A 24,712-nucleotide genomic window follows, 5' to 3' on the forward strand; every position below is an offset into this window, starting at 1 on the left:
TGAAAACTACTGAAAATAAGCAATTTACAAAACATTACTAAATAGCTTTATAAGCTATTCCTTATTTGTTGTTTGAACCGGAGGCGTATGCTTTTCCCTCAAATACTTAAGTATTTCGGGGAAAAATTCGACAAAAGATTTGTACTTGTTGCTTTTTAGGTAGCGCTCATATATAAAAGGCTCCAGTTCCTCTACATAAATAAAGTCACTAAGCAGTTCTTTAGCCATTTGCTTTTTATAAGCGCGCGGCTCGCGGTATTGATGATACAAGGCAGCTGTTACAGAGCGCACCATGTTTTCGTCGAAACAGTAACGCCAGTTGCTGATGCTGTTACGCTTCATGCCGTCGTCATTTTTATTAAACAGGTAAGCCAATTCGTCTATTTGCTTTTCGTATTGCTTTTCCAATCCATTCAGGTAAATATGGCTGCCTTCATGAAATACAAGGTTATCAAAGTTGGCAAACTCAAAATAAGGGTCTTTTTGCGGGTCGGCATTACGTTCAAAGTATCCGGTGTTATATACTATCCAATCGGCAAATTGCGGATTAATAGTTTTAGTTGTAATAGCGTGCGATCCCCAGCTGTTTAAAGGATCAATACAAATCCACCAGTGTACATCGGCGTTATACTTATAAAAGCCCTGTAGCTTTTGCACTAAACCCGCCGAATCAACGCTGGCTTTCAAGCTATTGCCCCATCGCGTGTAACGAGCGGCATGCTTCCGGTAAAAATCCCAAAAATGGGTGGCGTTAAAAAAGTCGCGGCAAAGCTTAATGTACTCCAGCACATTTTCCTTACCATAGTTTTTATACCAGGATAATTCCGCGGGTTCGTAGATCTTAATGTTCGGAAAATCGCTCATACACCAGCCGAGTTCAACCAGATCGGTATAAGTTTGGCCAAAGGTTGCCACCTTTTTCACCGCCGGATGATCTTTGTATTTTTCAAAGTATGCAAGCGCCTCCTTACTATAAGCCGACGGATTGGGCTGAGGATATTTATCGGCAAGTATTTGCACTATAGTGAACAACTCCACTCCGGGGTGCACATTTACCTTAAGCTGGTCTTTTACCTGGCTATAGGCCGGGCTGCTTAAAACGATAAGGATAAGTAATAGTATTCTTTTCATGGTTTGTTGAATGATTTAAACCAAATATCTTCCTGAAAAACAGACCTGCTAAATGCAATTGATAAACCGGCGAATTTCATTGATGAACGATTTATAAAGTTTCATCATCAACATTAGCCCGTTGGTCAATAAAATATGGTTGATAACCTTTCTGCAATCAATTGATGCCCTATCAAGCCCTATATTTACCGCATGAGGCAAAAAAATTTAGTATTGCTGCATGTACTGGTATGGTTAGTATTGGTATTTAATGATGTTATTCCGCACTTTTTAGGTAATGAATATGCTGCATTTAGGGCACTGCCTAAAGATGCCGGTTTGTTATTAAGATATACACTGATTGGCATTGGCTTTTACACCGTTGCCGCGTTATGTTTTTATGGCAGTTCCCTGGTGGTAGCACCACTGTTGTTTTTGCATAAAAGGTTTATCAAAGCAATTTGTATGGCAGTGGTAATGCTTGGGGTATTGGCGGGTTGGCGATACATTGTCGAGTTTGGTTTCTTTAAACCTGTATTGGGTTTTGATAATTATAGAGGCAACCAGGTATCGGCGCAATATTACATCGGGAATGTGTTTTGGTACTATTACCCCAAATACTTTATATACGGGTTGATGTACTTTTTTGGGGAGAACTGGCTGCGGAGCCGTAACCGGGAACAGGCGCTGCAAAAAGAGAAATTGGTAACAGAACTTGCCTTTTTAAGATCGCAGGTAAACCCGCACTTTTTATTTAACACCATTAATGATATTTACGCGCTTGCCTACCAAAAATCGGAACAGGCTCCCGAGGCCCTGCTCAAACTATCAGAACTTTTGCGCTATATGCTCCGCGAAGGCGCTGATGATTTTATGCCGCTTCAAAGCGAAATAGACTATCTTCACAATCTTATCGAACTGCAACGCATCGGTGCTAAAGGGAATGCATACATCAATTTTGAGATTGAAGGTTATGTGGGGGCACAGAAAGTGGCATCGCTGTTGTTTGTTGCCTTTGTAGAAAACGCCTTTAAACATGGGGTGCTTAACAACGCTGCTACGCCGGTTAATATCAGGATATTAGCTACTAATGACCGTATTGACTTCACAGTAAGTAACAAGATCAGCAATAGCCAAAAAGATAAAGCAGGCGGTATAGGGCTTAACAATGTTAAACGCAGGTTGGAGCTTTTGTATCCCGGCAGGCATAAATTAGCTGTAACTGCTAACGATCATTATATTGCACATTTACAACTGCAACTTAACACATGAGTTTACGCTGCCTTATTATAGATGATAAACCGCTGGCCATTGATATATTGGCAGACTACGTACACAAAACGCCATTTTTGGAGTTAGTTGGCAGCACCTTAAACCCCATAGAAGGACTTGGCATATTGAGGGATCAAAAGGTAGATCTGGTGTTTTTAGACATCCAGATGCCGGAGCTTACCGGACTGCAGTTTATGAAAATTGCCGGGAAACAATGTTTGGTTATCCTTACCACCGCTTATGCTGATTATGCGCTTGATGGCTATGAGCATGATGTGGTTGATTACCTGTTAAAACCTATAGCATTTGATCGTTTTTACCGTGCAGCCGAAAAGGCGTTAAAACAATTATCACCACCATCAACATCAGCTTATGTCCAGCCAATACCGGCAACTAAAACAGCCACCGAATACCTGTTTGTAAAAACAGAACACCGTATCCAACGGGTAACTCTTCGTGATGTGTTGTATGTAGAAGGGGTACAAAATTATGTTTCTATCCACACCGCCGATGCGAGGATAATGAGCCTGCAAACGCTCAAAAACCTGGAAGAACAATTACCTGCGGGGGATTTTATGCGTGTGCACCGCTCTTTTATCATCAACCTGCGTCATATAACTTTTGTAGAACGTGGCCGGATCTTTATAGGTGACACCGTTATTCCCATTGGAGACAAGTATAGGGATGATCTTTATAAAATAATTGGCGCAAACTAATATTTGATTTTTGCTGCAATCCCGAAGCTTCCCGCCTCATTTAACTCAAATAATACACTTCGCCATCAGTTTTAATCTTCCCGGCATCCAGCAACATCCTAACTGTGTCCAGCTTTTCCTTTTCGGTGCCGGTGTTGATGCCGGTTATTAACGCGCCGATATCCGGGGAGGATACCTGTAGCAGCTGCACTATTTCGGTGGTGATATTATCAAAAATCTCCGCTTCGTTAACGCGTCGCTTTTCTTCAATACAAACATCACAAACGCCACATTTGGGGGCGTTCGCTTCATCAAAATAGTCCAACAGCATCTGGCTGCGGCATTTTTTTCGTACGGCGTAGGCAAATACCGCTTCCATTTTTTTTCGGTAAACCTCCTTGCGCTCCTCAATATATTTCCTGTCGATAATGAGATGACCGGCCTGTACACGTGGCTTGAGGTAGGTAACCTGGGGTTTATCCGTTTGCTGCATATAACTGATCAGTCCAAACTGCTGCAGCTTCTCCATCCCCTCAATAACCTGCTGTACGCTGAGGCCTGTGCGGCGGGCGATATCAAACTCCTTGATCCGCACATATCCATCAAACGCGCCACCGTACGACCGGAGCAGGGTTTTAACAAAGGGGTCCCAGCCCGCGTTTTGAATCTGAAAGTTATACAATTGTTCATTCACCACTTCAAACTGAAAACGCGAAGGCAAAAACACGCTTTCGTTAAACGCCAGGTATTCATCGCGCTCCAAAAATTTCAGGGCATTGAGCGTTTTTATAGGGTCGAGTTTAAAACGGGCGCAAAACTCGCCTATATCAAGGTCAAAACTCAAACCCTCCCCAGCCTCATAAGCCAGCTGGTAATAATTGGCCAGGTAATGGTACACCTGCTTTATTTCATCAACCGAGGGGAAACTAAGCTCATACATCTTCTCCAGCCGCAGCTTATCGGCGGCGGTATAAAGCAGTACGCCGTAAGCTTTCTGGCCATCCCTGCCTCCCCTGCCCGCTTCCTGGTAATAGGCCTCCAGGCTTTCGGGCATGTCTTTATGGATCACGAAACGCACGTCGGGTTTATCAATGCCCATCCCAAAGGCGTTGGTGGCCACAATAATGCGCACCCGGTTATTTTTCCAGGCCTCCTGCTTTTCGGCACGCTGATCGGTGGTGAGGCCGGCATGGTAGTAGTCGGCCTTAATGCCATGATCTGTATAAAACTTTGCTATTTCAAAAGTTTCCTTGCGGCTGCGTACGTAAACAATTCCGGAGCCTTTTACGCCACGGGCCACATCCAGTAATTTCCTGAATTTATCTTCCTCATATTGCACCACGTAGCTTAAGTTGCTGCGCTCAAAGCTTTGCTGGAATACTACGGCGTTTTTGAATTGCAGTTTATCCTGTATATCCTGCTTAACCTCAGCAGTGGCCGTGGCCGTGAGGGCTAAAACGGGCACATCCGGATGCAGTTGCCGCAGATCGGCGATATGCAGATATGGCGGCCGGAAATCATAGCCCCACTGCGAGATACAATGCGCTTCATCTACCGCGAAAAGGTTTACCTTCATATATTTAATGCGCTCACGAACAAGTTCGCTCAGCAAACGCTCCGGCGATAAATACAGAAACTTCACCGAACCATAAATGCAATTGTCCAGCGCCAGGTCGATCTCGCGCCTGCCCATGCCCGATACTATCGAAATCGCGTTGATGCCTTTATCGCGCAAGGTCTCCACCTGGTCTTTCATCAGCGCGATCAGCGGCGAAACAACAATACAAACGCCCTCTTTTGCCAAAGCAGGTACCTGGAAACAAACCGATTTGCCCCCGCCGGTGGGCAGCAATGCCAAAGTATCGTGCCCGGTTAAAACAGACTGGATAATCTCGGCCTGCATAGGCCTGAAGTTATCGTGGTTCCAGTATTGTTTTAGAATTTCTTCGATGGTCATGAGGGGTGTAATTTAGTTGGAAAGTCTGAAGTCCGCAAGTCCGGAAGTCCGAAGTCCGAAAGTCTGGAAATCGAAAGCGGAAGTTCCAAAGCTGGAAATCAGCGGAGGGTTCCGCATTTATATACTCACTATCTAAATTGATTGCCTGAAACTTATTGACCTTATACATCCGCACTTTCCGACTTCCGCACTTCAGACTTTCCAACTTTCGGACTTGCGGACTTCCGGACTTCCGTACTACCTTCCCAGCAACCACTTATAAAACCCCGGCCAATCGCCATTCCATTGTTTTTCATTGTGTGAAGCGCCTTTTACCACCACCACCGGAGTGTTTTGCGGTTTGATGCCTTTTGCCTTTAACAAATCCGCCATCTTCTGCATATCTGCAACCATACTATCGCTTTCCGCATCACCGCAGACAAAGTAGAAACGAGTGTTTTTGTAAAACTCCGCTTGCTTAACCAGGTCATATAGTTGTGGCGCTATCCAGAACGCGGGCGAAAATATCCCGGCGTTCCCAAAAACACGCGGATATTTAACGGCGGCGTACAGTGATATTAAACCTCCCATCGAACTGCCTGCTATTGTTGTGTGTTCAGCATCCTTCAGGGTGCGGTAATGGCTATCCACATAGGGCTTTAGCGTTTCAACCAAAAACCGCGCATAATCAGCACCCCTGCCCCTGCCGTATTTCGAATCGTAAGGATCGTATTCTGTAATCCGGTTTTCGCCACCGTGATCAATGCCCACTATAATACAATGACGCTTGGCCGCTACCTGGTCCATCAGCTCGTCTATCCCCCATTCGCCGTAACCCGAAGTGTATTCATCAAAAAGGTTCTGCCCGTCGTGCATATAAATAACCGGGACCCTCCTTTTAACGGATTCATAATCCGCAGGCAGGTAAATCCAAATCCTCCGCCGACGGTTAAGCTGCGGCATATTGAATTCTTCGCTGATGATACGCACCCGCGCCGTGGCTGTATGCTTCTTTTGAGCCTGTGCAAAATTATCCTGCCATCCGGCCACATCTATTGTGATAGATGTATCGGCGTTCAGTTTTAACTGCCGGTTGTCAGTTTGTTTGCCGACGGCATCGCATTCTGCTGTTTTCCAGCTGCCGCGGGTTATTTTAAAGCGATAAATCCCGGCGTTCAGATGCCTGGTTAAGCTGTACTTTTCGCCATCGGTTTTGAGCAGCTCCCAGTCCTTATCGGCTGGGTTCCATCCATTAAAATCGCCAGCCAGAAACAGGCGTTCGGAGGCATTTTTCAGGGCCGGAATTTTGCCGGTAAAAACACTGATTTTGACCTGTGCAAAAAGCAAAAAATTTTGGCCAAAAAGCCAAAACGCGCAGAAAATTATTTTTTTCGTCATGGTAAAACACTAAAAACCGGGAACGTTCCCGGAAACGTTCCCGGAAATTGATTGCATTAAAGTAAAATAGCCCATTGTGTATTCTTAACACTTACTTTTTCAATAAACCTCGCTTTAAATCCAAATTTCGCATAAAAACAATACTTTTTCGCCTCGATTTTAATACTTTTTAATATTTCTTTTTAGTTAATTTTTAATTAATCAGACCCTCTAAAATTATCTTTTACATAAAATTTGCAATTGATATTGGTAAATGTAAATTAGTCGCATGCTGTTTCGGCCACTATTATAAACCAATTATAGCCGACAAATTAAGCCTTTTTTTATCCATTAAAATCAATAAGTAAATGAGAAAAAATTACTCAAAAAAGTATGTTCTTCTTTGCGCTTTCCTGATGATGTCAGTCATGGCATTTGCACAAACCGGAAGCATTAAAGGAAAGGTATCCGATGAAACCAACCAGCCCCTGCCTGGCGCTACAGTAACTATCGATGGTACCACTATCGGCTCAACTACCGATGCTAATGGTAATTATGCCATTAATAACGTAAAGCACGGTAGCTATACGCTCAGCATTAAGTTTATAGGTTACGTTACTTTAAAACAAGCCGTAACCGTTAACGGCGCTACCGCTTTAAACTTTAGCCTGGTGCCCGAAAGCAAAAGCCTTAACGAGGTTGTGGTGATCGGTTATGGTACCCAACGCAAAAAAGACCTATCTGGCGCCATTACCAACGTTACCTCCAAAGACTTTCAGAAAGGTGTGATCACCACGCCTGAACAACTGATTGCAGGCAAGGTAGCCGGCGTATCGGTAATATCAAACAGCGGTGCGCCGGGTTCAGGTAGCAAGATCCGTATCCGTGGCGGCGCATCATTAAGCGCCAGCAACGATCCGCTTATTGTTATTGATGGTGTTCCTTTAGACAATGCCCGTAATGCTGATGGTACTTCAAAAATATCAGGTGTTGCCGATCCGTTAAGTTTAATAAACCCTAACGATATCGAATCGTTTTCTATCCTTAAGGATGCATCAGCTACCGCTATTTACGGTAACAGGGCGTCGAACGGTGTAATTTTGATCACCACAAAAAAAGGTAAAGGCAAACCGACTCTTGATTTCAGCTCGCAGTTCTCGGTATCTAAACTTGGTAAAGAAGTAAGCGTATTAACGGCCGATCAGCTTCGGGCATATGTTAAAGCCAATGGAACAACGGCGCAGCAGGCCCTCTTAGGCAACGCTAATACCGATTGGCAAAAAGAAATTTACCAAACAGCACTCACTACCGATAACAATATCAGCGTATCAGGCGCAACGAAGGTACTTCCATACCGCGTATCTGCCGGATATCTTAACCAGGAGGGCATTCTGAAAACAGGTTCACTACGTCGTTTCACTGGTGCTATCAACCTGAGCCCAAGCTTTTTCACAGATCATCTGAAACTGAATCTTAATATTAAAGGCGCAAACGTAAAACAAAGATTTGCTAATCAGGATGCCATCGGTGCAGCGGTTAGCTTTAACCCCACCCTACCAGTATACTCTGGGAGCAAACGCTTTGGCGGTTACTACGAGTGGCTTGACCCGTCATCCGTTAATGGCTTAAAATCATTAGCCCCATTAAACCCGCTTGGCATGCTTGAACAGCGCGACGATAAAAGTAACGTGTACCGCAGCATAGGCAACTTAACCATTGATTACAAATTCCATTTCCTGCCTGAATTACACGCTAACGTAAACCTTGGTTACGATGTATCAAACGGCCGTGGTAATGTATTTGTAAGCGATAGCGCTGCTGTAGGTTATAAAAGATTTAAAGATGCCAACGGCGTTTTCCACGGCGGAACCAAAACCCAATACAAACAACTGCAATCAAACAAAATATTTGAAGGCTATCTGAGCTATGCTAAAGATTTTAAAAGCATTAAAAGCCATGTTGACGCGGTTGCAGGTTACTCATACCAGGATTTTTTAACAACAAATTACAATTTTCCGGATATCACCGCGGATGGTACGATTGTTTCAAAACCGGTTTATCCGTTTGATAAGCCCGAAAACAGGTTAATCTCAGTGTATGGCCGTTTAAATTATGTTTTTGATGATAAGTATATTTTAACCGGTACTGTGCGTCGCGATGGATCATCAAGGTTTGCACCAGACAGAAGATATGGGACATTCCCTTCGGCCGCCTTTGCCTGGAAAATGATCAATGAAGATTTCCTTAAGGGATCAAAAGTCTTATCTGATTTAAAATTACGTCTTGGCTGGGGTAAAACCGGGCAGCAGGATATTGGCGAGAATTACAGCTATATCTCATACTACAACCTGAGCAACAACACAGCTCAATATCAATTAGGTGATACTTTTTATAATTTATACCGTCCGGGAGGTTATTATCCTAACAGAACATGGGAGGAAACAACATCTGCCAATGTTGGCTTTGACTTCGGCTTTATCGATAACCGTATAACCGGAACAGTAGACTACTATCACCGCAAAACCAAAAACCTATTAAACAGGATCTCTCAACCGGCCGGATCAAACTTCTCTAATGAGATCGTAGCCAATATTGGCGATGCCACCAGCAGCGGCGTAGAGTTTAATATCAATGCAGATGTGATCCGTACCAGCGATTTAACCTGGAGCATTGGTCTGAATGCTACTTACAATCAAAACAAGATCACCAAATTAACCATTGCTCCTGATCCAAGCTACGCGGGTAGCCCAACCGGTGGGATATCTGGCGGTACAGGCCAAAATATCCAAATCAATTCTGTTAACTATCCACGTTATGCTTTTTATGTATATCAACAGGTTTACGATGCCAACGGCAAACCGCTTGATGGTGTATTTGTTGACCGCAATGGCGACGGCGTGATTAACGAACAGGATTTGTACCATTACAAAAACCCCGATCCTAAAGGCTACTTTGGTTTAACATCAAACGTAAACTATAAAAAATGGTCGGCTGGTTTTACTGCAAGAGCCAGCGTGGGTAACTATGCTTATAACAACGTATTTTCAAACACAGGCACCCAGCGAAGCATCATAAACCCTATCGGCGTTATCAATAACGGTTCAACCAATGTACTGGAAAGTGGACTCAGCGGGAGCAGTGATAAAAATGTACTTTCAGATTACTACATACAAAACGCGTCGTTTATCCGCATGGATAACGTTAATGTGGGTTACAATTTCGGTAAACTGTTTAAAAACAGCGGCGCCCTTCGTGTAAGTGCCAACGTTCAAAATGTGTTCGTGATCACCAAATACAAAGGTGTTGACCCTGAAATAGGTACCGGTATAGATAACAACCTGTACCCAAGGCCACGCACCTATGTATTAGGTTTTAATTTATCACTATAACCTGTATAGCCAGTCACATTAAAAAGAAATTAACATGAAAAGAAATTCAATAAAACTTATATTAATTGGTGGCTTATTTACCGCAGGCTCGCTGTTATCGTGCAATAAAAAGCTCGATCTGATTCCCACCAACGACCTGACATCGGCACAGGTGTATAATTCGCCCGATGGTTACAAAAAAGCTTTTGCAAAAGTTTACGCCGCGTTTGCCTTAACCGGCAACTCAGGCCCTTCAGGTAACGGCGACGTTCAGGGTATTGACGAAGGTACATCAGACTTTTTCAGGCTAATGTGGTGCGCCCAGGAATTACCTACCGATGAGGCAGTAGTTGGCTGGGGCGACCCCGGTCTGCCCGATTTCCATAATATGACATGGTCATCAAGCAACCTGTTTTTGAAGGGTATTTATTACAGAGCTGTTTACCAGATCACTTTGGCTAATGATTTTATCCGCCAATCTTCCGACGCTAATTTAAGCAGCCGTGGCATATCTGGCGCTGATGCAGACAAGATACGCGTTTACGCTGCCGAGGCGCGCTTTTTAAGGGCTTACCAGTATTCGATATTGATGGATTTGTTCGCCAACCCGCCGTTCGTTACCGAAAAAGACCCGCTTGGTTCAACGCTGCCGAAGCAAATTGCACGTAAAGACCTGTTTAATTACATTGAAAGTGAACTAAAAGCTATTGACGGACAATTAGTAAAACCAAAACAAAACGAATACGGTCGTGCCGACCAAGCAGCCGAATGGGCTTTGCTGGCAAGGATTTATCTAAATGCCGAGGTTTATACTGGTACCGCACGTTATGGAGATGCGATCACTTACTCGAAGATGGTCATTGACAAAGGCGGTTACAAATTAATTGGCGACTATACCAAACTGATGCGTGCAGATAACAATCTGAATACCGATGAATTTATTCTCACCATTAATTATGATGGCTTGCGCACACAAAGTTACGGTGGCGCTACCTTCATGACCCACGCCCCTGTCGGAGGTTCTATGCCGGCTGCGCAGTTTGGCATCAGTGGTGGATGGGCTGGTTTACGCACTACTAAAGCATTGGTTAACCTGTTCCCGGGCGGGGCGTCAAGTGCCGACAAACGCGCGCAGTTTTATACTGCCGGTCAAAACTTAGAAATCACAGACATAAGCACTTTTACAGACGGATACGCTATATCCAAATTTAAAAACGTAAAAATAGCTGATGGTTCGCAAGGATCAAGCCTTGACTATGCCGACATGGACCTTCCAATTTTCAGGCTCGCCGAACAATACCTCATCTACGCCGAAGCTACTACTCGCGGCGGTACCGGCGGCGACTTGAGCACAGCGATTGGATATATCAACAAGCTGCGTGAAAGAGCTTATGGCAATGCCAATGGCGACGTTACCAGCATCACTACAGATCAGATCCTTGACGAAAGGGGCCGTGAACTATATTGGGAAGGTTTTCGCCGTACAGATTTGATCAGGTATAAAAAGTTTGTTGAAGATAGCTATCTATGGCCGTTTAAGGGTGGCGTTAAAGCGGGTAAAGGTGTTGAAAGCTACCGCACCATTTATCCGTTACCAACAAGTGATGTTGCAGCCAATCCTAACCTGAAACAAAACACAGGATATTAAAAAGGTTTTAATGCAGGAGGCTGCAATTATGCTTCCTCCTGCCTAACGATATTTCAAATTCAATTTCAGAAAAAAGATATGAAAAAATCATTTACGAAATTCCTGGCATTGGGCAGCATTGCCTTGTTGTTGCTGGCATCATGTAAAAAGGATGAAACAAAGGTTATTGCCAACACATCACAAGCCAAAAGCACTTTTACTGCAAGCACAACAACTCCGGCACTGAGCAAAGACCATCTTGACGACCAAGCTATAACTTTTACCATCAAATCGCCCGATTACGGGTTTAAATCTGCCGTATCAAACAGCATCCAGATCAGCACAGATGATTTTGCTACAACCGCTAACACTAAAGAGGTATCTTTGGATTTGAAAGCTACCAGCAAAGCCTTCAATGTGCTTGATTTCAATAACATTTTATTGGGCCTGAACCTGCCAACAGGCGTAGCCACAACTGTTAAAGCCAGGTTAAAAACCCAGTTTTCGGGTTCGGTAGTTACACCTACCTATTCAACCGTGGTTTCGCTGAATGTAACGCCCTTCGCTTTAACCTCGTTTATTTATTTGGGTGGAGCTTATGAAGGCTGGACAGTGCCAAGCCCTAATGTAGATAGCTTATTATCTGCAACCAGCAATGGTATTTATACCGGTATCATCAACTTCCCTGCCGGTAAACTGGAGTTTAAAGTATTACCCACCAAGAAAAATTTTGATGGCAATTACGGTTCTGATGGTCCGGGTAAAATAACTCAGGGTACCGGAAACCCACCAAATATCACGGCACCGGCAGCGGGTTTAACCTGGGTAACTGTTGATATGAACAACAAAACCATCACCTTCGAGCCTGTTAAATATTATTACAGCCTGATAGGAGTTGCCAGTCCGAGCGGGAACTGGAATGACGATACCGACTTAAAATATGATAACGGCAACCAGGTTTGGCAAGCAACAGTTAAGTTAAATGCAGGCGAAATGAAAGTACGCCGTAACCACGATTGGGGTACCAGCTACGGGCCACCTAAGGTGGGTGCCGACGGATCAACCCTAGCCACATCCGATACGGATAACATCCCGGTTGCAGCAGCAGGTACTTACTATTTTACTTTTGCGCTAAATGCGGCTGATAACACCAAAGCAACGTACACGCTGGTGAAAAAATAAACACAGTTGATTGATTTATAAGTAAAGCCTCGCCCGGTAAAACCGGCGGGGCTTTCAATTTATAGAATAGTTGTTCTATTTATTATCTTTAGCGCAAACCTATTATAAATATAAAGTGCCAATAATAAAGGTCTTGCTAATATACATATTACTTACTATCTTGTCATCAGGTAATATTTACGCTCAGGATAGTTTTTTTAAGGGCAAAATAGTAAATAATGAAACCTCACTACCAATTTCAAACTGTAGTTTAATAATTTACAAAAACAACACGGTTATCTATCACACATTTAGTGACAGTTCTGGAAATTTCAACATTAAGGCTTCGATTTTTAAACAAGGTACGCTAATAAAAATTCATAGCTTAACCCATGAGGATTTACAAATTAAAAACACAGAACTAACTAAATTTATAAATAATAATCAATTTGATTTAGGCTTATTCAGGCTTACTTCCAAAAGTATATTAATAAAAGAAGTAATAATAAAAAGCTCTAACAGATACCGGGACACCGCAATAATTGATCTTTCAAAAAAGAACTTTGATCGATCTGTAATGATTGACGAACTGTTTTCAAACGATTATGGCTTTTACAAAGATGATAAAGGCCAGCTTTACTATAATGGCAAGCGCGTATCTGATTTGACAGTTAACGGAAAAGACTTTTTTGGCAAAAACAATACCGATATCTATAACCTGCTACCGGCACTCGCCCTTCAAAGCATACAGATTATTGAAACCAATATTGATAGTGTTTATAATACCACAACGCTTACTCCTACTATTAAAGTCAACTTAAAGCTTAAAGAAAAATATAATAAAGCCGGGTTTGGAAATATAAGCTCAGGTTATGGAACCTTAAACAGATATTTGGTATCATCTAATGGTTATTACTATAAAAACAATGAGCAGGTTTCATTATCATTAAACACCAATAATATAAACATAGGTGATAACTCACCGATAGAACCGATAATCAGCTTTTCGGCCAATAGCAATAATACAGTTGCCAGGAGTACTCTGCTAACTTATAACAACTTTATCGGAAAAAAAATCGAACTCAGGTTTTCGATAAAAGATAAAACAAATACCAATAGTTTTACCAGTCAAACAGAGAGAAGAGATCAGGTCATAAACATTTTATCAGGAATAACCAATAAATCAAATTCAAAAACATCAGGCATCCCCGATAGTAAATTAAGTTTAAACTATACTTTTGATACGTTAAACGTTATAAATCTCAATCAGAGCTATACTTACAATAAATTATCAGAAATAGATTCTCTTAACTATAAGGTAAAATCCGACACCTCAAATACAATTTCCAACTTAGGCAAAACCCAAACCAAGCGCAATAACTCGCTGCTTACCACGCTCGCATTTGTACATAAATTCTCCTCAAAAAAAGGGCGGTCTATCGATATAACCGCGAGCCACGCCAGCAATACTATAAACAGTGGCGAAACGGACGATATATTTAATTTAACAAATACAATTATCGAAGCGTATTACGTAAAAAATTCAAAAAACACCAACGAAAATATATGGAGCGTCAAAGCCAATTTCGCAGAACCGCTTTCTAACAGTTCATACATTGATTTTTTTTCGACTTACAAATACGATAAGATTAGTTACGCAAATACCATTGCAAGCGACAGTTTAAATACCCTGCCTGATTTAAAATTTGATATTGCCGATCAATTTATCCAATTGGGGGCCCGGTTTCAAAAAACATTTAAAAAAATATCTCTTGAAAGCACAGTGACAGAACTGGCCGATTTGAAAAGGAATAAAACATATGATCAGATTACTTATAAAAATTTCTTTAACCTAAATCTCGATTTAAAAATTGATTACCGGCCCAGTGAAAAAAAATACCTGGCAGTATATTATAAAAAAACAACTACCTATCCCGAAATGAGCCAATTAACGGATATCAATAATTCTTTTGATTTGCTTTATCAAACTAATGGCAACCCTAATCTTAAACCACAAACAAACAATACTATCAGGGTAGATTATAAATTTAGCAGCTTACATGATTATACCCTAAATGCCGAATTAAATCAATACTCGTCAAAATATGGGCTCAATGTAACCGCAATACCTAATAAAATTCAAAATGCCTTTGTTGATAATATTGGTAATGCAACTAATGCATCAGTAGGTTTAATCATGCCATTAAATGTGGGGGGTAAGTTTTTTATCAACTACAACACCAATATAGCCTACCAGGAACAACCTACTATTATAAATAACGATTTGAATCGCAATAACGGTATAGCTTTTACGCAACTATTATCAACCAATAAAGAAATTTTTAAAAATGTATTATCGATATCACCAACTCTTGCTATTATTTACAGCAAATACTATTACCAGTCATCAAGTTCAAATATTATCACTTTAACATATTCGGATAAATTTTCTTTATCCATTGCCAAATTCACAGTTGATTTCTTCCCATTGGTTAACTATAATCATAACATAAGCAGCCGGACCACTTTTTCGATGAACGGGGCTATAAAAAGGAATTTATTCAAAAAATACGGAATGATTTGGATACAAGGTTATGATCTTTTCAACTCATTTAATTACCAAAATAATTTCTATAGTCCATCATACGTTACCTCCATTCACTACTCAAATACCAAAAGATATTTTATAATAGGTTTTAATTATAAATTCAATAACATTAATTAAATCCGTGCAAGCTTTATTATTATATTTGAATATAAACCAAATCATTATAAACATGAAAAAAATTCTATTATTCTGCAGTTTAATTCTGAGCTGTTATCTGAGTAGTGCTCAAACTTTAACTGCAAGCCCAACAACAGTCGAATCGGGAAGTGAAGTAACTTTTACAGCGCAAAATGAAAGTGTTATCGGGCACATTATCGCCTTTGGTCTGGCTTCAATTCCACCAACCGTAACCCAGGTAAGTATATCATTTGTTAGCGGCAGCGATACTTATTGGAGCGCGTTTTCGCCTACTGTAGGTTCAAAATTCAAATGCAAATTTGTAAACAACACAACCACCAATCAAACAGTTAATGTTAGTGTTACCGGTACTGTAAACAATGATAATACCGGTAGCCAAAACACCAATTGGGGTAGTGTAATAGCAATCACGGTTAAACCACCTGCTACTACTCCCACAACTTATTATAATGATGCGAAATCGGCTGTTTTTTATAACAACACCTGCGCTTCAGGCTATGGTTCAGACCCATATACTTATCTTGTACCGGCCAATAAATACAGCTCCCAGATATCGAAGGCTGACGCTAATAACAAGGCCCAGGCTGATATTAACGCAAATGGGCAAACAAAAGCTAATCAAAACACTACATGTAAATTGCTATATTACAATGTTGCAGCTTCGCAGGTATTTACTCCGTCGTGCAGTGTAGGTTATGTTTCATCAAGCCCTACAGTTACTTATACTGTTGCCGCCGGTGCTTACAAATCAACCATTTCGCAAGCAGATGCCGATTCGAAAGCGCAGGCAGAAATTGCTGCAAACGGGCAAGGTTATGCTGATGGCACTTGCAAATTTGTTTACAAAAGCGCGGCAGTGACCGGTAATTTTACAAAAAATGATTGCGGAACCGGCTACGTAGGCAGCACAGTAACCTATACCGTACCTGTTGGCCAGTTTACATCTACTGTTTCGCAGGCAGATGCAAATAGCCAGGCCCAAAATTATTTTAATGCAAACGCCCAGGCTTACGCCAATGCAAACGGATCTTGCCAACAAGTAGTTAATGCCAGCTTTGACGTTGTTAGCACCTATCCAGATCCTCCTTCGGGCAGTTCAACTTATTTTATAATTTTCATTAACGGAACAAACGTTTCAGGGTCACGCGGAACTGCGCCTCAAAACCAACACAACACGGTTGCGGCTTCAGGAATTATCCCTAACTCAAATTCAACTGTAGTTGTTCAGGTTACCTCCGGGCATATGCCAACAACACCTACGCTATCTGGTTTCTGGGGATTAAGAAATGGTACCATAAGCGGCAATACTATTACCTTTACAGGTGTTAATTTAACAGCTTCAAGCCAAGGTATAAGTCTTACGTTTCATTAATTAACCAACCACTTTTAAAGCTGTTAAATAAGGAAAGCGATGAGGTTCCCCCATCGCTTTCCTTATTTAAGTATGCTATTTTTCTTTTCTATGAACTATGATCCATCAACCATGGACAAAAAAACAGTTACCTTTTGGCAATCTCCACATAATCTTTAGAGGTTGACCCAACATAAATCTGGCGTGGGCGCCCGATCGGTTCTTTGTTCTCCTTCATTTCTTTCCACTGGGCAATCCATCCCGGTAAGCGGCCAAGTGCAAACAATACCGTAAACATATCTGTAGGGAAACCTAAGGCCCGGTAAATAATGCCTGAGTAAAAATCAACGTTAGGGTATAATTTACGCTCAACAAAGTATGGATCTTTCAAAGCTACTTCTTCAAGCCTTTTGGCAATATCCAATACTTCATCATTAATGCCCAGTTTTGCTAAAATATCGTCGCAGGCCTTTTTGATAATTTTGGCGCGCGGGTCAAAATTTTTGTAAACACGGTGACCAAAGCCCATCAGGCGGAAAGGATCATTTTTATCTTTTGCTTTGGCTATCCATTTGTCGGTGTCGCCGCCGTCTTCTTTAATTTTTTCCAGCATTTCAATCACGGCCTGGTTGGCGCCGCCGTGCAGCGGTCCCCAAAGCGCCGAAATGCCGGCAGAAACCGAAGCATAAATATTAGAATCCGAAGAACCTACGATACGAACTGTTGACGCTGAACAGTTTTGCTCATGATCGGCATGTAAAATTAACAGCTTGTTCATGGCGTCAATCACCACCGGGTCGATAGTTACTTCTTCTGTACGCTGCCCAAAAGTCATGTACAAAAAGTTGGTAACATAATCGTATTTATTCTGAGGATAAATAACCGGGTGACCCAGTGATTTTTTATAGATCCACGAAACCACGGTAGCCATTTTGGCCAGCATTTTAATAATGCTCTGGTTAAGCTCTTCGGTGGTTTGTGATGGTTTTAATGATTCGGGATAAAATGCCGATAAAGCAGACACCAACGATGATAATTGCCCCATCGGATGTGATTTTGACGGGAAACCGTCAAAAAACTTCTTCATATCCTCGTGCACCAGCGTGTGGTGGCTTAACTCATACTGAAACGCTTTCAGTTTTTCGGCAGTTGGCAATTCGCCGTAAATAAGCAAATAAGCAACCTCAATAAATGACGATTTTTCGGCAAGCTCTTCAATCGGGTAGCCGCGGTATTTTAGGATGCCCTGCTCACCATCTAAAAAAGTAATGGCGCTTTTGGTAGCGCCTGTATTTTTATACCCTATATCGAGGGTAACATAACCTGTTTGATCGCGAAGCTTAGAAATATCGATCGCCTTTTCACCTTCAGTGCCCTCAATTACCGGCAGCTCGATTGTTTTATCATCAAGTATTAATTGTGCTGTTTGAGCCATAGAGAATTTGTATCTGCAACAAATGTAAATAAATCTGCGTATTAATAACCGCTAATATAAATTACTGTTTGTAAAATTTACGGGCAAATTTATTAATTTGAGCGCGGTATCCTTATTTTATTCTTATTAATAATTGATTAAAAAATTACTTAACATCATCTCGTTAAAAAGCAACGCTTTGGTTCTGATCCAAAACAATGCCACCGTTTACCGGCTATTGCTTTTAGGGCTGCTCATTGCAAGCCCGTCGTTACATTACCTCTGTTTTGATAAAACCTATGATCCTGTTTGGCTGCGCTTAATCAACTGTTTTTTTTGTATTGCCACTTTAATATTTTCTTTTTCAAGCAATAAACTTTATTACAATATAAGTGTGGGGCTCACCATATCATCCTTTTTGGTGATCAATAACTGTGTTTTACTTGGCAAAAACGGGTTTGAACATGTTTACCTTTTAAGTGCGATAGCTATTTTTGTCGCCCTGACGCTTTTTTGTAAAAGGCGCCGCGAGTTTGTGCTAATAAGCGAGGCTAACCTGGCGGCTGTTATAATTGCCTACTTTACAGCGCCCAAACTCGCTATTTCGCCTGCTGTGCTGGTGGTACTTATTATTGTTTTTACATTGATAGCCTATGTTTCTTTTTTGGTATTGATGGCCTACAAATACCAGTTAAAAAACGCGGTAGAAAATGTGATGAAGCTAAACCAAAGCTTAATGGCTAACGATACCGAACTGCGCGAAAGCCGTGAGCACCTTAACGCGCTCATCAACTCACTTAACGATATTATTTTTGAGTTTGACGAAAGCAAAACCTGCATTAATGTTTGGTTTAATGAAACGACCGAAAGGGTTGTTAACCCGAGGGTGGCAGTAGGCAAAAAGCTTGACCAGGTGGTAGGCCGCGAAAAAGCAGAAAAATACCACCTCGCTTTAAATTACGTAATAGAAACCCACAAACCGATATCAATTGAGTTTGAATCTGATTTTGACAGCGGTCACTTTTTTACGGCCAATTTCATGCCGATTCTTGATCAGGCCTCCGGGTATACCGGTCGAATCTCGGCATCAGTTGTTGATATAACAGAACAAAAAAAATACGAGCGAAAACTTAAAGAAAACGAGGAGCAGCTACTCCAGGCGCAACACATTGCAAGAATGGGCAACTGGTGGTATGATCATGAAACGACAGAAACGTTCTGGTCGGCCAACCTTGCCACCCTGCTCGAAGTAGAAAACCCTCCCGATGGGATAAACCGGTTTCATTATTACATGAGCCTGGTACACCCCGACGACAGGAAAGAGGTACTTGAATTCCTTAACGGCATCCGCCTGCATACACAGGATAAAATTGAGCATAAGTTGATCACACCACTGGGTAATTTAAAATACATCAGGATTCAACGCGGTGAAAACAAACAATCGGCAAACAACCAGGCCCGCACTTTTGGTATCATACAGGATATTACAGAGGCGCGTTTAACAGGAAAGGCGGTTAAGCTAAGTCAACTGGAATTGATGGAAGCCCAGGCCATTGCCAAAATAGGCAATTGGAAGTACGATGTCGCGTCAGGGAACCTTTCATGGTCGGAAGAGTTGAATAATATTTTTGAATTGAGTGAGGAAACCTCATCGCATTACCGATACTTTGTAAGGTTACTGCATAAATATGCCCATCCTAACGACAGGCCTTTAATAAAACAGTTATTGCGGAGCGATGTAAACAACATACGTCCGTCTTACGAATACCGGGTCATCACAGCGGCAGGCCATATCAAGCACCTTAGTATTATAGTAGGTAAACGCTTGTATAATGACGATGGCAGCGTACGCAAAATTATAGGCACCCTGCAGGACATTACCGAGCGGAAAACAGCCGAACTTGATTACAGAAGTGCCGAAAGTAAATACCGGCAGGTGTTGGAAACCATTAACATGGCCGCCATAACCATTGATGATAAAGGCATTGTTACCTTTTGTAATACCTACCTGGCCAATTTATTAGGTTGTACACAAACCGAAATCATCGGTAAGAACTGGATGGATCATTTTATTCCGGATGATTTGAAGGATTACATGAAAAGCTGGTTTATAAATAATGCCGTGTTACCGCATTATGTTAATCCAATTATATGCCGCAATGGCGAACGGCGTATCATTAGCTGGCAAAACGCCGTTTTTTACGATGAAAACGGCAAGCTTAAAGAAACTACCGCCCTTGGCGAAGACATAACCGACCAGGAAAAAGCCCGGCAAGACCTGATTTGGGCCAAGGAAGTGGCTGAAAAATCGTCGAAATTTAAATCGGAGTTCCTTTCGATCATGAGCCACGAAATCCGTACCCCGATGAACGCGGTAATTGGCACAACCAACTTGTTACTGAGCGAGAACCCGAGGCCCGAGCAAATGGAATATCTAAATACGCTCAAATTTTCGGGTGAAAGCCTGCTGGCTATTATTAACGATATTTTAGATTACAATAAAATAGAAGCCGGGAAACTGGAATTAAACCACTCGCCGTTCAACATCCATCATCTCATCCATAAAATAAAGCAATCATTTATACAGCGCGCTTCAGAAAAACAGCTGGCACTTGATATTATTATCGATAGCAGTATCCCTGCCGAATTAATTGGCGATGCCATGCGCCTGAGCCAGGTTTTAAATAACCTGGTGAGCAATGCCATCAAATTTACCCATAAGGGAGGCGTTACCATAAGGCTTGACCGGGACAACATCACCCAAAGCGCGATAGGCATTAAATTCGCTGTTATTGATACAGGGATAGGGATTTCGCCGGAGAGCTTTAATATCGTTTTCGATCCGTTTACACAAGATTCGCAGGTGATTAACAGCGATTACGGCGGCACCGGCCTTGGTTTAGCCATTACCAAACGCCTTGTAGAGTTACATAAAGGCACTATTTCGGTATCAAGCGAGTTGCAAAAAGGCACAACCTTTAACTTTACCATAAGTTTTGTGCCTGCTCCCGATGCCGATGCGCCTGTTACGCCGCCTGCGCCCGTAAACATTAGCGATAACAACCTGCAGTGTATGAGCATACTGGTGGTTGATGATAACAAAATGAACCTGATGATAGCCGCCAAATTTTTAAAACGCTGGAACGCGCTGGTAAGCGAAGCTTTGAATGGCAGGATTGCTGTTGATATGGTGATTGCCAACAGCTATGATGTGGTGATTATGGATCTGCAGATGCCGGTGATGGACGGGTTTGAAGCAACCGCCATCATTAAACAAACTCACCCCGACCTACCGATCATAGCCCTGACGGCCGACGCCATGCCCGAAACCTATGAAAAAGCCCTGGCCGCCGATATGGTTGATTATTTAACCAAACCTTTTGTGCCCGAGGTATTGTACGCCAAACTGGCTAAACATTTGAAACAGCCGGCGTAATTTTGATTTCGGATTTCGGAGGTTCGATTTCGGATTTATTTTTGGTAACAAAAAATCAGCAAATCAAGGCAATCAAACACAAGGTTAATTGATCTGCTCCTTTACTGATCCGCACTCCTTCATGTGCTCGGGGAAATATGGGTTTTCGATAGGCTTGGCTGCCGATAACCAGTATCCGCCTTTTCCACCATCAGCCATCGGGCAAAAATCAACGTAAATTGGCGCCGATTTAAATTTGCCGCCTTTAACCAGGTCAATCACATCTTTACTTAAAACCAGGAACAAATCGCGCTGGGCTTTGATGTCTGCCGCGGCAGCTATCTGGTGCGCTACCGTAGCGGTTTCGGTGCAACCTTTAATACCGGCCAAGTGGGTTTCTAAAGCGGTGGCAGCGGTTTTAACGCCGGCTACGTCCGATTTTAAAAATTCATCTTTTAACGCGATATATGCTTTAACCACACCTGCTGTATCGGTTATCTTCGGCGCGGTTGCCGTTTTAGCCAAATCGGCAGCTACACTATCGGCTTTAACTGTTTCTTGCTTTTGCTTTGCTGCCTGGGTACATGCCATAGCGGCACACGCTACAACTATAACTCTCCTTTTATTAACTTTCATATTTTAATTAATTTGTACGGATAGCTTCTACCGGATCAAGCCTTGAGGCCGAATAAGCGGGGATAATACCCGCTATCACTCCTATTATAACCGAATAGCTTAACCCCCTTATCACGTTAGCGGCATCAAGTATCACCTGTATATCAGCCGCAGCCTTAACAGCAAAAGTAGCCAGATACACAAAAAACAACCCGATGAAGCCGCCAAATAAGCAAAGCAAAACCGATTCAATTAAAAACTGCAATAATATGAAATAGTTTTTAGCCCCTAATGATTTTTGGATACCAATAATGTTGGTACGTTCTTTTACCGATACAAACATGATATTCGCTATACCAAAGCCACCAACCAAAACCGAAAACAAGCCTATTATAAAACCGCCTTTATTCACGATGCCAAACAAATCATCGAGTTGCTTGGTGATCATGGTGGTGCGGTTGAGCGAGAAATTATCCTCAACGCCAGGCCTTAACCTGCGGATAGAGCGCATCAGGCCTTTTATTTCGCTTTCCACATCATCGGTAGGGATACCTTTTTTGCCGCGAACAATGATAGCCGGCCCATATTTTGAACTTTGAATATCAATCAGGTTACGGGCAAAATTAAGTGGCAGCAATACTTCTTTATCGGTAGAGATGCCCAACATATCCTTACCCTGCTTTGAAAATACACCTACTATGGTTACATAACGCCCCATCACCTTGATCTGCTTACCAATTGCGTCGCCGTCAGGAAAAAGGTTTTGTGCTATATCATAACCTATATTGGCAATAGGCGCGCCGGTTTTTGATTCGATTTCGGTGAAGTAACGACCACTTTCAAAATCAAAATTCCAGGTTTTATCATGATCATGCGATGCGGCGTCAACCTGGGCGCCCTCAACCGTGTTGCTTTTGTATTTGATGGTTCGGTTGTCGATATTGATCTCGTACGATAAAGCCTCGGCAGTAGTTATGCGACGGGAAAGCTCGTTAAAATCACGCAAGTCTGATTCAGGTCGTTGCAGGTATTTCCACCAGGGGAAGTCGCTCCCTCCCACCCATGGCCATTTCTGTACGTAAATACTGTTATTGCCGAGCTTATCAACGCTGTGCTGCAGGTTATTACGTAGAGTATCAACCGCAGATTGTACGGCAATGATGGTAAAAATCCCGATGGTTACCCCCAGCAATGATAAAAACGTGCGCGTTTTATTTTGCCTTAGCGCGTCGCCGGCGAATAAAAAGCTCTCTTTTAAAAGTTTTAAAAAAAGCATCTAACTAATTTTGATATTTTGTGTTAATCAATTTTATTGCACGTTTTTACGTGGAGATATACTAATAACCAGATTTAACAAACAACAAACCCCGCAGGGGCATTATTTTTTTTAGACGATGGCGCGCTTATTAAGTTACAGCATTTATCAATTAATATAACAGGAGTGCAATAAAATGCTTCTTAAAAAAATCCGTTAAATTAACAAAAAAAAATCGTACATTTGCGCCCTTGAAAATTCATAAACATAAACATGAAATTATCTCAATTTAAATTTAACTTACCTGACTCCCTTATCGCTCATACACCTTCGGCTACACGCGATGAATCACGTTTAATGGTTTTACACAAAGATTCAGGCAAAATTGAGCATAAAATATTTAAAGATGTACTTGATTACTTTCATGATAAGGATGTAATGATCCTTAACAACACCAAGGTTTTCCCGGCCCGTTTATACGGCAATAAAGAAAAAACTGGTGCTACCATTGAGGTATTCCTGCTTCGCGAACTGAATAAAGAGCTGCGCCTTTGGGACGTATTGGTTGATCCGGCCCGTAAGATCCGCGTAGGCAATAAATTATATTTCGGCGACGACGATTTGCTGATTGCCGAGGTTGTTGACAACACCACTTCACGTGGCCGTACCATCCGTTTCTTATTTGACGGAACCGACGAAGAGTTTCGCCGCAATGTTGAAATTTTGGGAGAAACACCGCTTCCTAAATACATTAAGCGTAAAGCCACTGCCGAAGACAAAGAGCGTTACCAAACCATTTTTGCCAAACACGAAGGCGCTGTTGCCGCTCCTACCGCCGGCCTGCACTTTAGCCGCGAACTGATGAAACGCCTTGAATTGAAAGGCGTTGAATTTGCCGAGGTTACTCTGCACGTGGGCCTGGGAACTTTCCGCCCGGTTGAGGTTGAGGATTTAACCAAACACAAAATGGATTCGGAGCAGTTCATTATCGAACAAAAACAAGCCGATATCGTAAACCGCGGCATTGAGCGCAAAGCAAGGATTTGCGCGGTTGGTACAACTTCTATGCGTACCATCGAATCGGCAGTATCGGCCAACAAAACCCTGAAAGCCGCTAACGACTGGACCAGCAAATTCATTTTCCCGCCGTATGATTTCAGCATTGCCAACTCAATGATCACCAACTTCCACACACCCGAATCAACCCTGTTGATGATGATTGCGGCCTTTGGTGGTTACGAAAACGTAATGAATGCTTATGAAGTAGCTGTGAAAGAAAAATACCGTTTCTACAGCTACGGCGATGCCATGCTTATCATCTAAAAGTTTTTTAATAGCATATATAAATTTGAGATGCGGGATTTTTCCGG

15 protein-coding genes are annotated in these 24,712 nt (G+C 42.1%); 9 read left to right on the forward strand and 6 right to left on the reverse strand.

Going from position 1 to position 24,712, the window contains the following annotated elements; genetic code table 11:
• Nucleotides 1–54: 54 nt before the first annotated feature.
• The gene (locus tag LX99_RS09290) at nt 55–1,131 is read right to left on the reverse strand and encodes a DUF4932 domain-containing protein (protein WP_109607640.1); all 1,077 of its coding nucleotides are present in this window, start codon (nt 1,129–1,131) and stop codon (nt 55–57) included.
• A 192-nt stretch (nt 1,132–1,323) separates the two neighbouring features.
• Here LX99_RS09290 and LX99_RS09295 point away from each other — a divergent pair, with 192 nt between their 5' ends.
• Together LX99_RS09295 and LX99_RS09300 are read left to right on the forward strand one after the other, a co-directional pair.
• On the forward strand, nt 1,324–2,382 hold the full coding sequence (locus LX99_RS09295; protein WP_109607641.1) for a sensor histidine kinase: 1,059 nt from the start codon (nt 1,324–1,326) through the stop codon (nt 2,380–2,382).
• Nucleotides 2,379–3,098, forward strand: coding sequence for a LytR/AlgR family response regulator transcription factor (locus LX99_RS09300; protein ID WP_109607642.1), 720 nt, complete (start codon nt 2,379–2,381; stop codon nt 3,096–3,098). The genes LX99_RS09295 and LX99_RS09300 overlap by 4 nt, the downstream gene beginning before the upstream one ends.
• A gap of 40 nt (nt 3,099–3,138) precedes the next feature.
• Here the strand turns inward: LX99_RS09300 and LX99_RS09305 are convergent, their stop codons facing one another.
• Entirely contained in the window at nt 3,139–5,034 is a 1,896-nt protein-coding gene (locus LX99_RS09305) for a RecQ family ATP-dependent DNA helicase (protein WP_109607643.1), read from the reverse strand.
• A 237-nt stretch (nt 5,035–5,271) separates the two neighbouring features.
• Nucleotides 5,272–6,411 (reverse strand): alpha/beta hydrolase-fold protein, encoded by a 1,140-nt coding sequence (locus tag LX99_RS09310; RefSeq protein ID WP_109607644.1) that lies wholly within the window; start codon nt 6,409–6,411, stop codon nt 5,272–5,274.
• Between the two features lie 347 nt (nt 6,412–6,758).
• Between LX99_RS09310 and LX99_RS09315 the strand changes: the two genes are divergently transcribed.
• The 5 genes from LX99_RS09315 (at nt 6,759) to LX99_RS09335 (ending at nt 16,664) form a co-directional block, all read left to right on the forward strand.
• Nucleotides 6,759–9,779, forward strand: coding sequence for a SusC/RagA family TonB-linked outer membrane protein (locus tag LX99_RS09315; protein WP_109607645.1), 3,021 nt, complete (start codon nt 6,759–6,761; stop codon nt 9,777–9,779).
• A 34-nt stretch (nt 9,780–9,813) separates the two neighbouring features.
• Entirely contained in the window at nt 9,814–11,406 is a 1,593-nt protein-coding gene (locus tag LX99_RS09320; RefSeq protein ID WP_109607646.1) for a RagB/SusD family nutrient uptake outer membrane protein, read from the forward strand.
• 78 nt (nt 11,407–11,484) lie between these two features.
• A complete protein-coding gene (locus LX99_RS09325) occupies nt 11,485–12,567 on the forward strand; it encodes a SusE domain-containing protein (RefSeq protein WP_109607647.1) in 1,083 nt (360 codons plus the stop codon).
• Nucleotides 12,568–12,637: 70 nt separating this feature from the next.
• Complete coding sequence (locus LX99_RS09330) at nt 12,638–15,271, forward strand: outer membrane beta-barrel protein (protein WP_146203088.1); 2,634 nt, start codon at nt 12,638–12,640, stop codon at nt 15,269–15,271.
• A 52-nt stretch (nt 15,272–15,323) separates the two neighbouring features.
• Nucleotides 15,324–16,664: a DUF5977 domain-containing protein gene (locus tag LX99_RS09335; protein ID WP_109607649.1), complete on the forward strand. Its 1,341-nt coding sequence runs from the start codon at nt 15,324–15,326 to the stop codon at nt 16,662–16,664.
• A gap of 127 nt (nt 16,665–16,791) precedes the next feature.
• Here LX99_RS09335 and LX99_RS09340 read toward each other — a convergent pair whose 3' ends face one another.
• Nucleotides 16,792–18,078, reverse strand: coding sequence for a citrate synthase (locus tag LX99_RS09340; RefSeq protein WP_109607650.1), 1,287 nt, complete (start codon nt 18,076–18,078; stop codon nt 16,792–16,794).
• A 133-nt stretch (nt 18,079–18,211) separates the two neighbouring features.
• On the opposite strand from LX99_RS09340, the gene LX99_RS09345 reads away from it, so the two are divergent.
• A complete protein-coding gene (locus tag LX99_RS09345) occupies nt 18,212–21,493 on the forward strand; it encodes a PAS domain-containing hybrid sensor histidine kinase/response regulator (protein ID WP_109607651.1) in 3,282 nt (1,093 codons plus the stop codon).
• A gap of 84 nt (nt 21,494–21,577) precedes the next feature.
• On the opposite strand, the gene LX99_RS09350 is transcribed toward LX99_RS09345, so the two are convergent.
• Both LX99_RS09350 and LX99_RS09355 read right to left on the reverse strand, forming a co-directional pair.
• Nucleotides 21,578–22,108, reverse strand: a complete 531-nt coding sequence (locus LX99_RS09350; protein ID WP_109607652.1) for a DUF3347 domain-containing protein — start codon at nt 22,106–22,108, stop codon at nt 21,578–21,580.
• A 7-nt stretch (nt 22,109–22,115) separates the two neighbouring features.
• Nucleotides 22,116–23,363, reverse strand: coding sequence for an ABC transporter permease (locus LX99_RS09355; RefSeq protein ID WP_109607653.1), 1,248 nt, complete (start codon nt 23,361–23,363; stop codon nt 22,116–22,118).
• 252 nt (nt 23,364–23,615) lie between these two features.
• On the opposite strand from LX99_RS09355, the gene queA reads away from it, so the two are divergent.
• Nucleotides 23,616–24,665, forward strand: a complete 1,050-nt coding sequence (queA, locus tag LX99_RS09360) for a tRNA preQ1(34) S-adenosylmethionine ribosyltransferase-isomerase QueA (RefSeq protein WP_109607654.1) — start codon at nt 23,616–23,618, stop codon at nt 24,663–24,665.
• Nucleotides 24,666–24,712: the final 47 nt, after the last annotated feature.

Origin of the sequence: Mucilaginibacter oryzae, assembly GCF_003148845.1 — a bacterium.
GTDB classification, from domain to species: domain Bacteria; phylum Bacteroidota; class Bacteroidia; order Sphingobacteriales; family Sphingobacteriaceae; genus Mucilaginibacter; species Mucilaginibacter oryzae.

Coding starts and splice junctions, on each gene's coding strand:
- LX99_RS09320 (WP_109607646.1), top strand. CDS start 9,814: ATGAAAAGAAATTCAATAAAACTTATATTAATTGGTGGCTTATTTACC.
- LX99_RS09350 (WP_109607652.1), bottom strand. CDS start 22,108: ATGAAAGTTAATAAAAGGAGAGTTATAGTTGTAGCGTGTGCCGCTATG.
- LX99_RS09300 (WP_109607642.1), top strand. CDS start 2,379: ATGAGTTTACGCTGCCTTATTATAGATGATAAACCGCTGGCCATTGAT.
- LX99_RS09305 (WP_109607643.1), bottom strand. CDS start 5,034: ATGACCATCGAAGAAATTCTAAAACAATACTGGAACCACGATAACTTC.
- LX99_RS09290 (WP_109607640.1), bottom strand. CDS start 1,131: ATGAAAAGAATACTATTACTTATCCTTATCGTTTTAAGCAGCCCGGCC.
- LX99_RS09340 (WP_109607650.1), bottom strand. CDS start 18,078: ATGGCTCAAACAGCACAATTAATACTTGATGATAAAACAATCGAGCTG.
- LX99_RS09325 (WP_109607647.1), top strand. CDS start 11,485: ATGAAAAAATCATTTACGAAATTCCTGGCATTGGGCAGCATTGCCTTG.
- LX99_RS09310 (WP_109607644.1), bottom strand. CDS start 6,411: ATGACGAAAAAAATAATTTTCTGCGCGTTTTGGCTTTTTGGCCAAAAT.
- LX99_RS09315 (WP_109607645.1), top strand. CDS start 6,759: ATGAGAAAAAATTACTCAAAAAAGTATGTTCTTCTTTGCGCTTTCCTG.
- LX99_RS09355 (WP_109607653.1), bottom strand. CDS start 23,363: ATGCTTTTTTTAAAACTTTTAAAAGAGAGCTTTTTATTCGCCGGCGAC.
- queA (WP_109607654.1), top strand. CDS start 23,616: ATGAAATTATCTCAATTTAAATTTAACTTACCTGACTCCCTTATCGCT.
- LX99_RS09335 (WP_109607649.1), top strand. CDS start 15,324: ATGAAAAAAATTCTATTATTCTGCAGTTTAATTCTGAGCTGTTATCTG.
- LX99_RS09295 (WP_109607641.1), top strand. CDS start 1,324: ATGAGGCAAAAAAATTTAGTATTGCTGCATGTACTGGTATGGTTAGTA.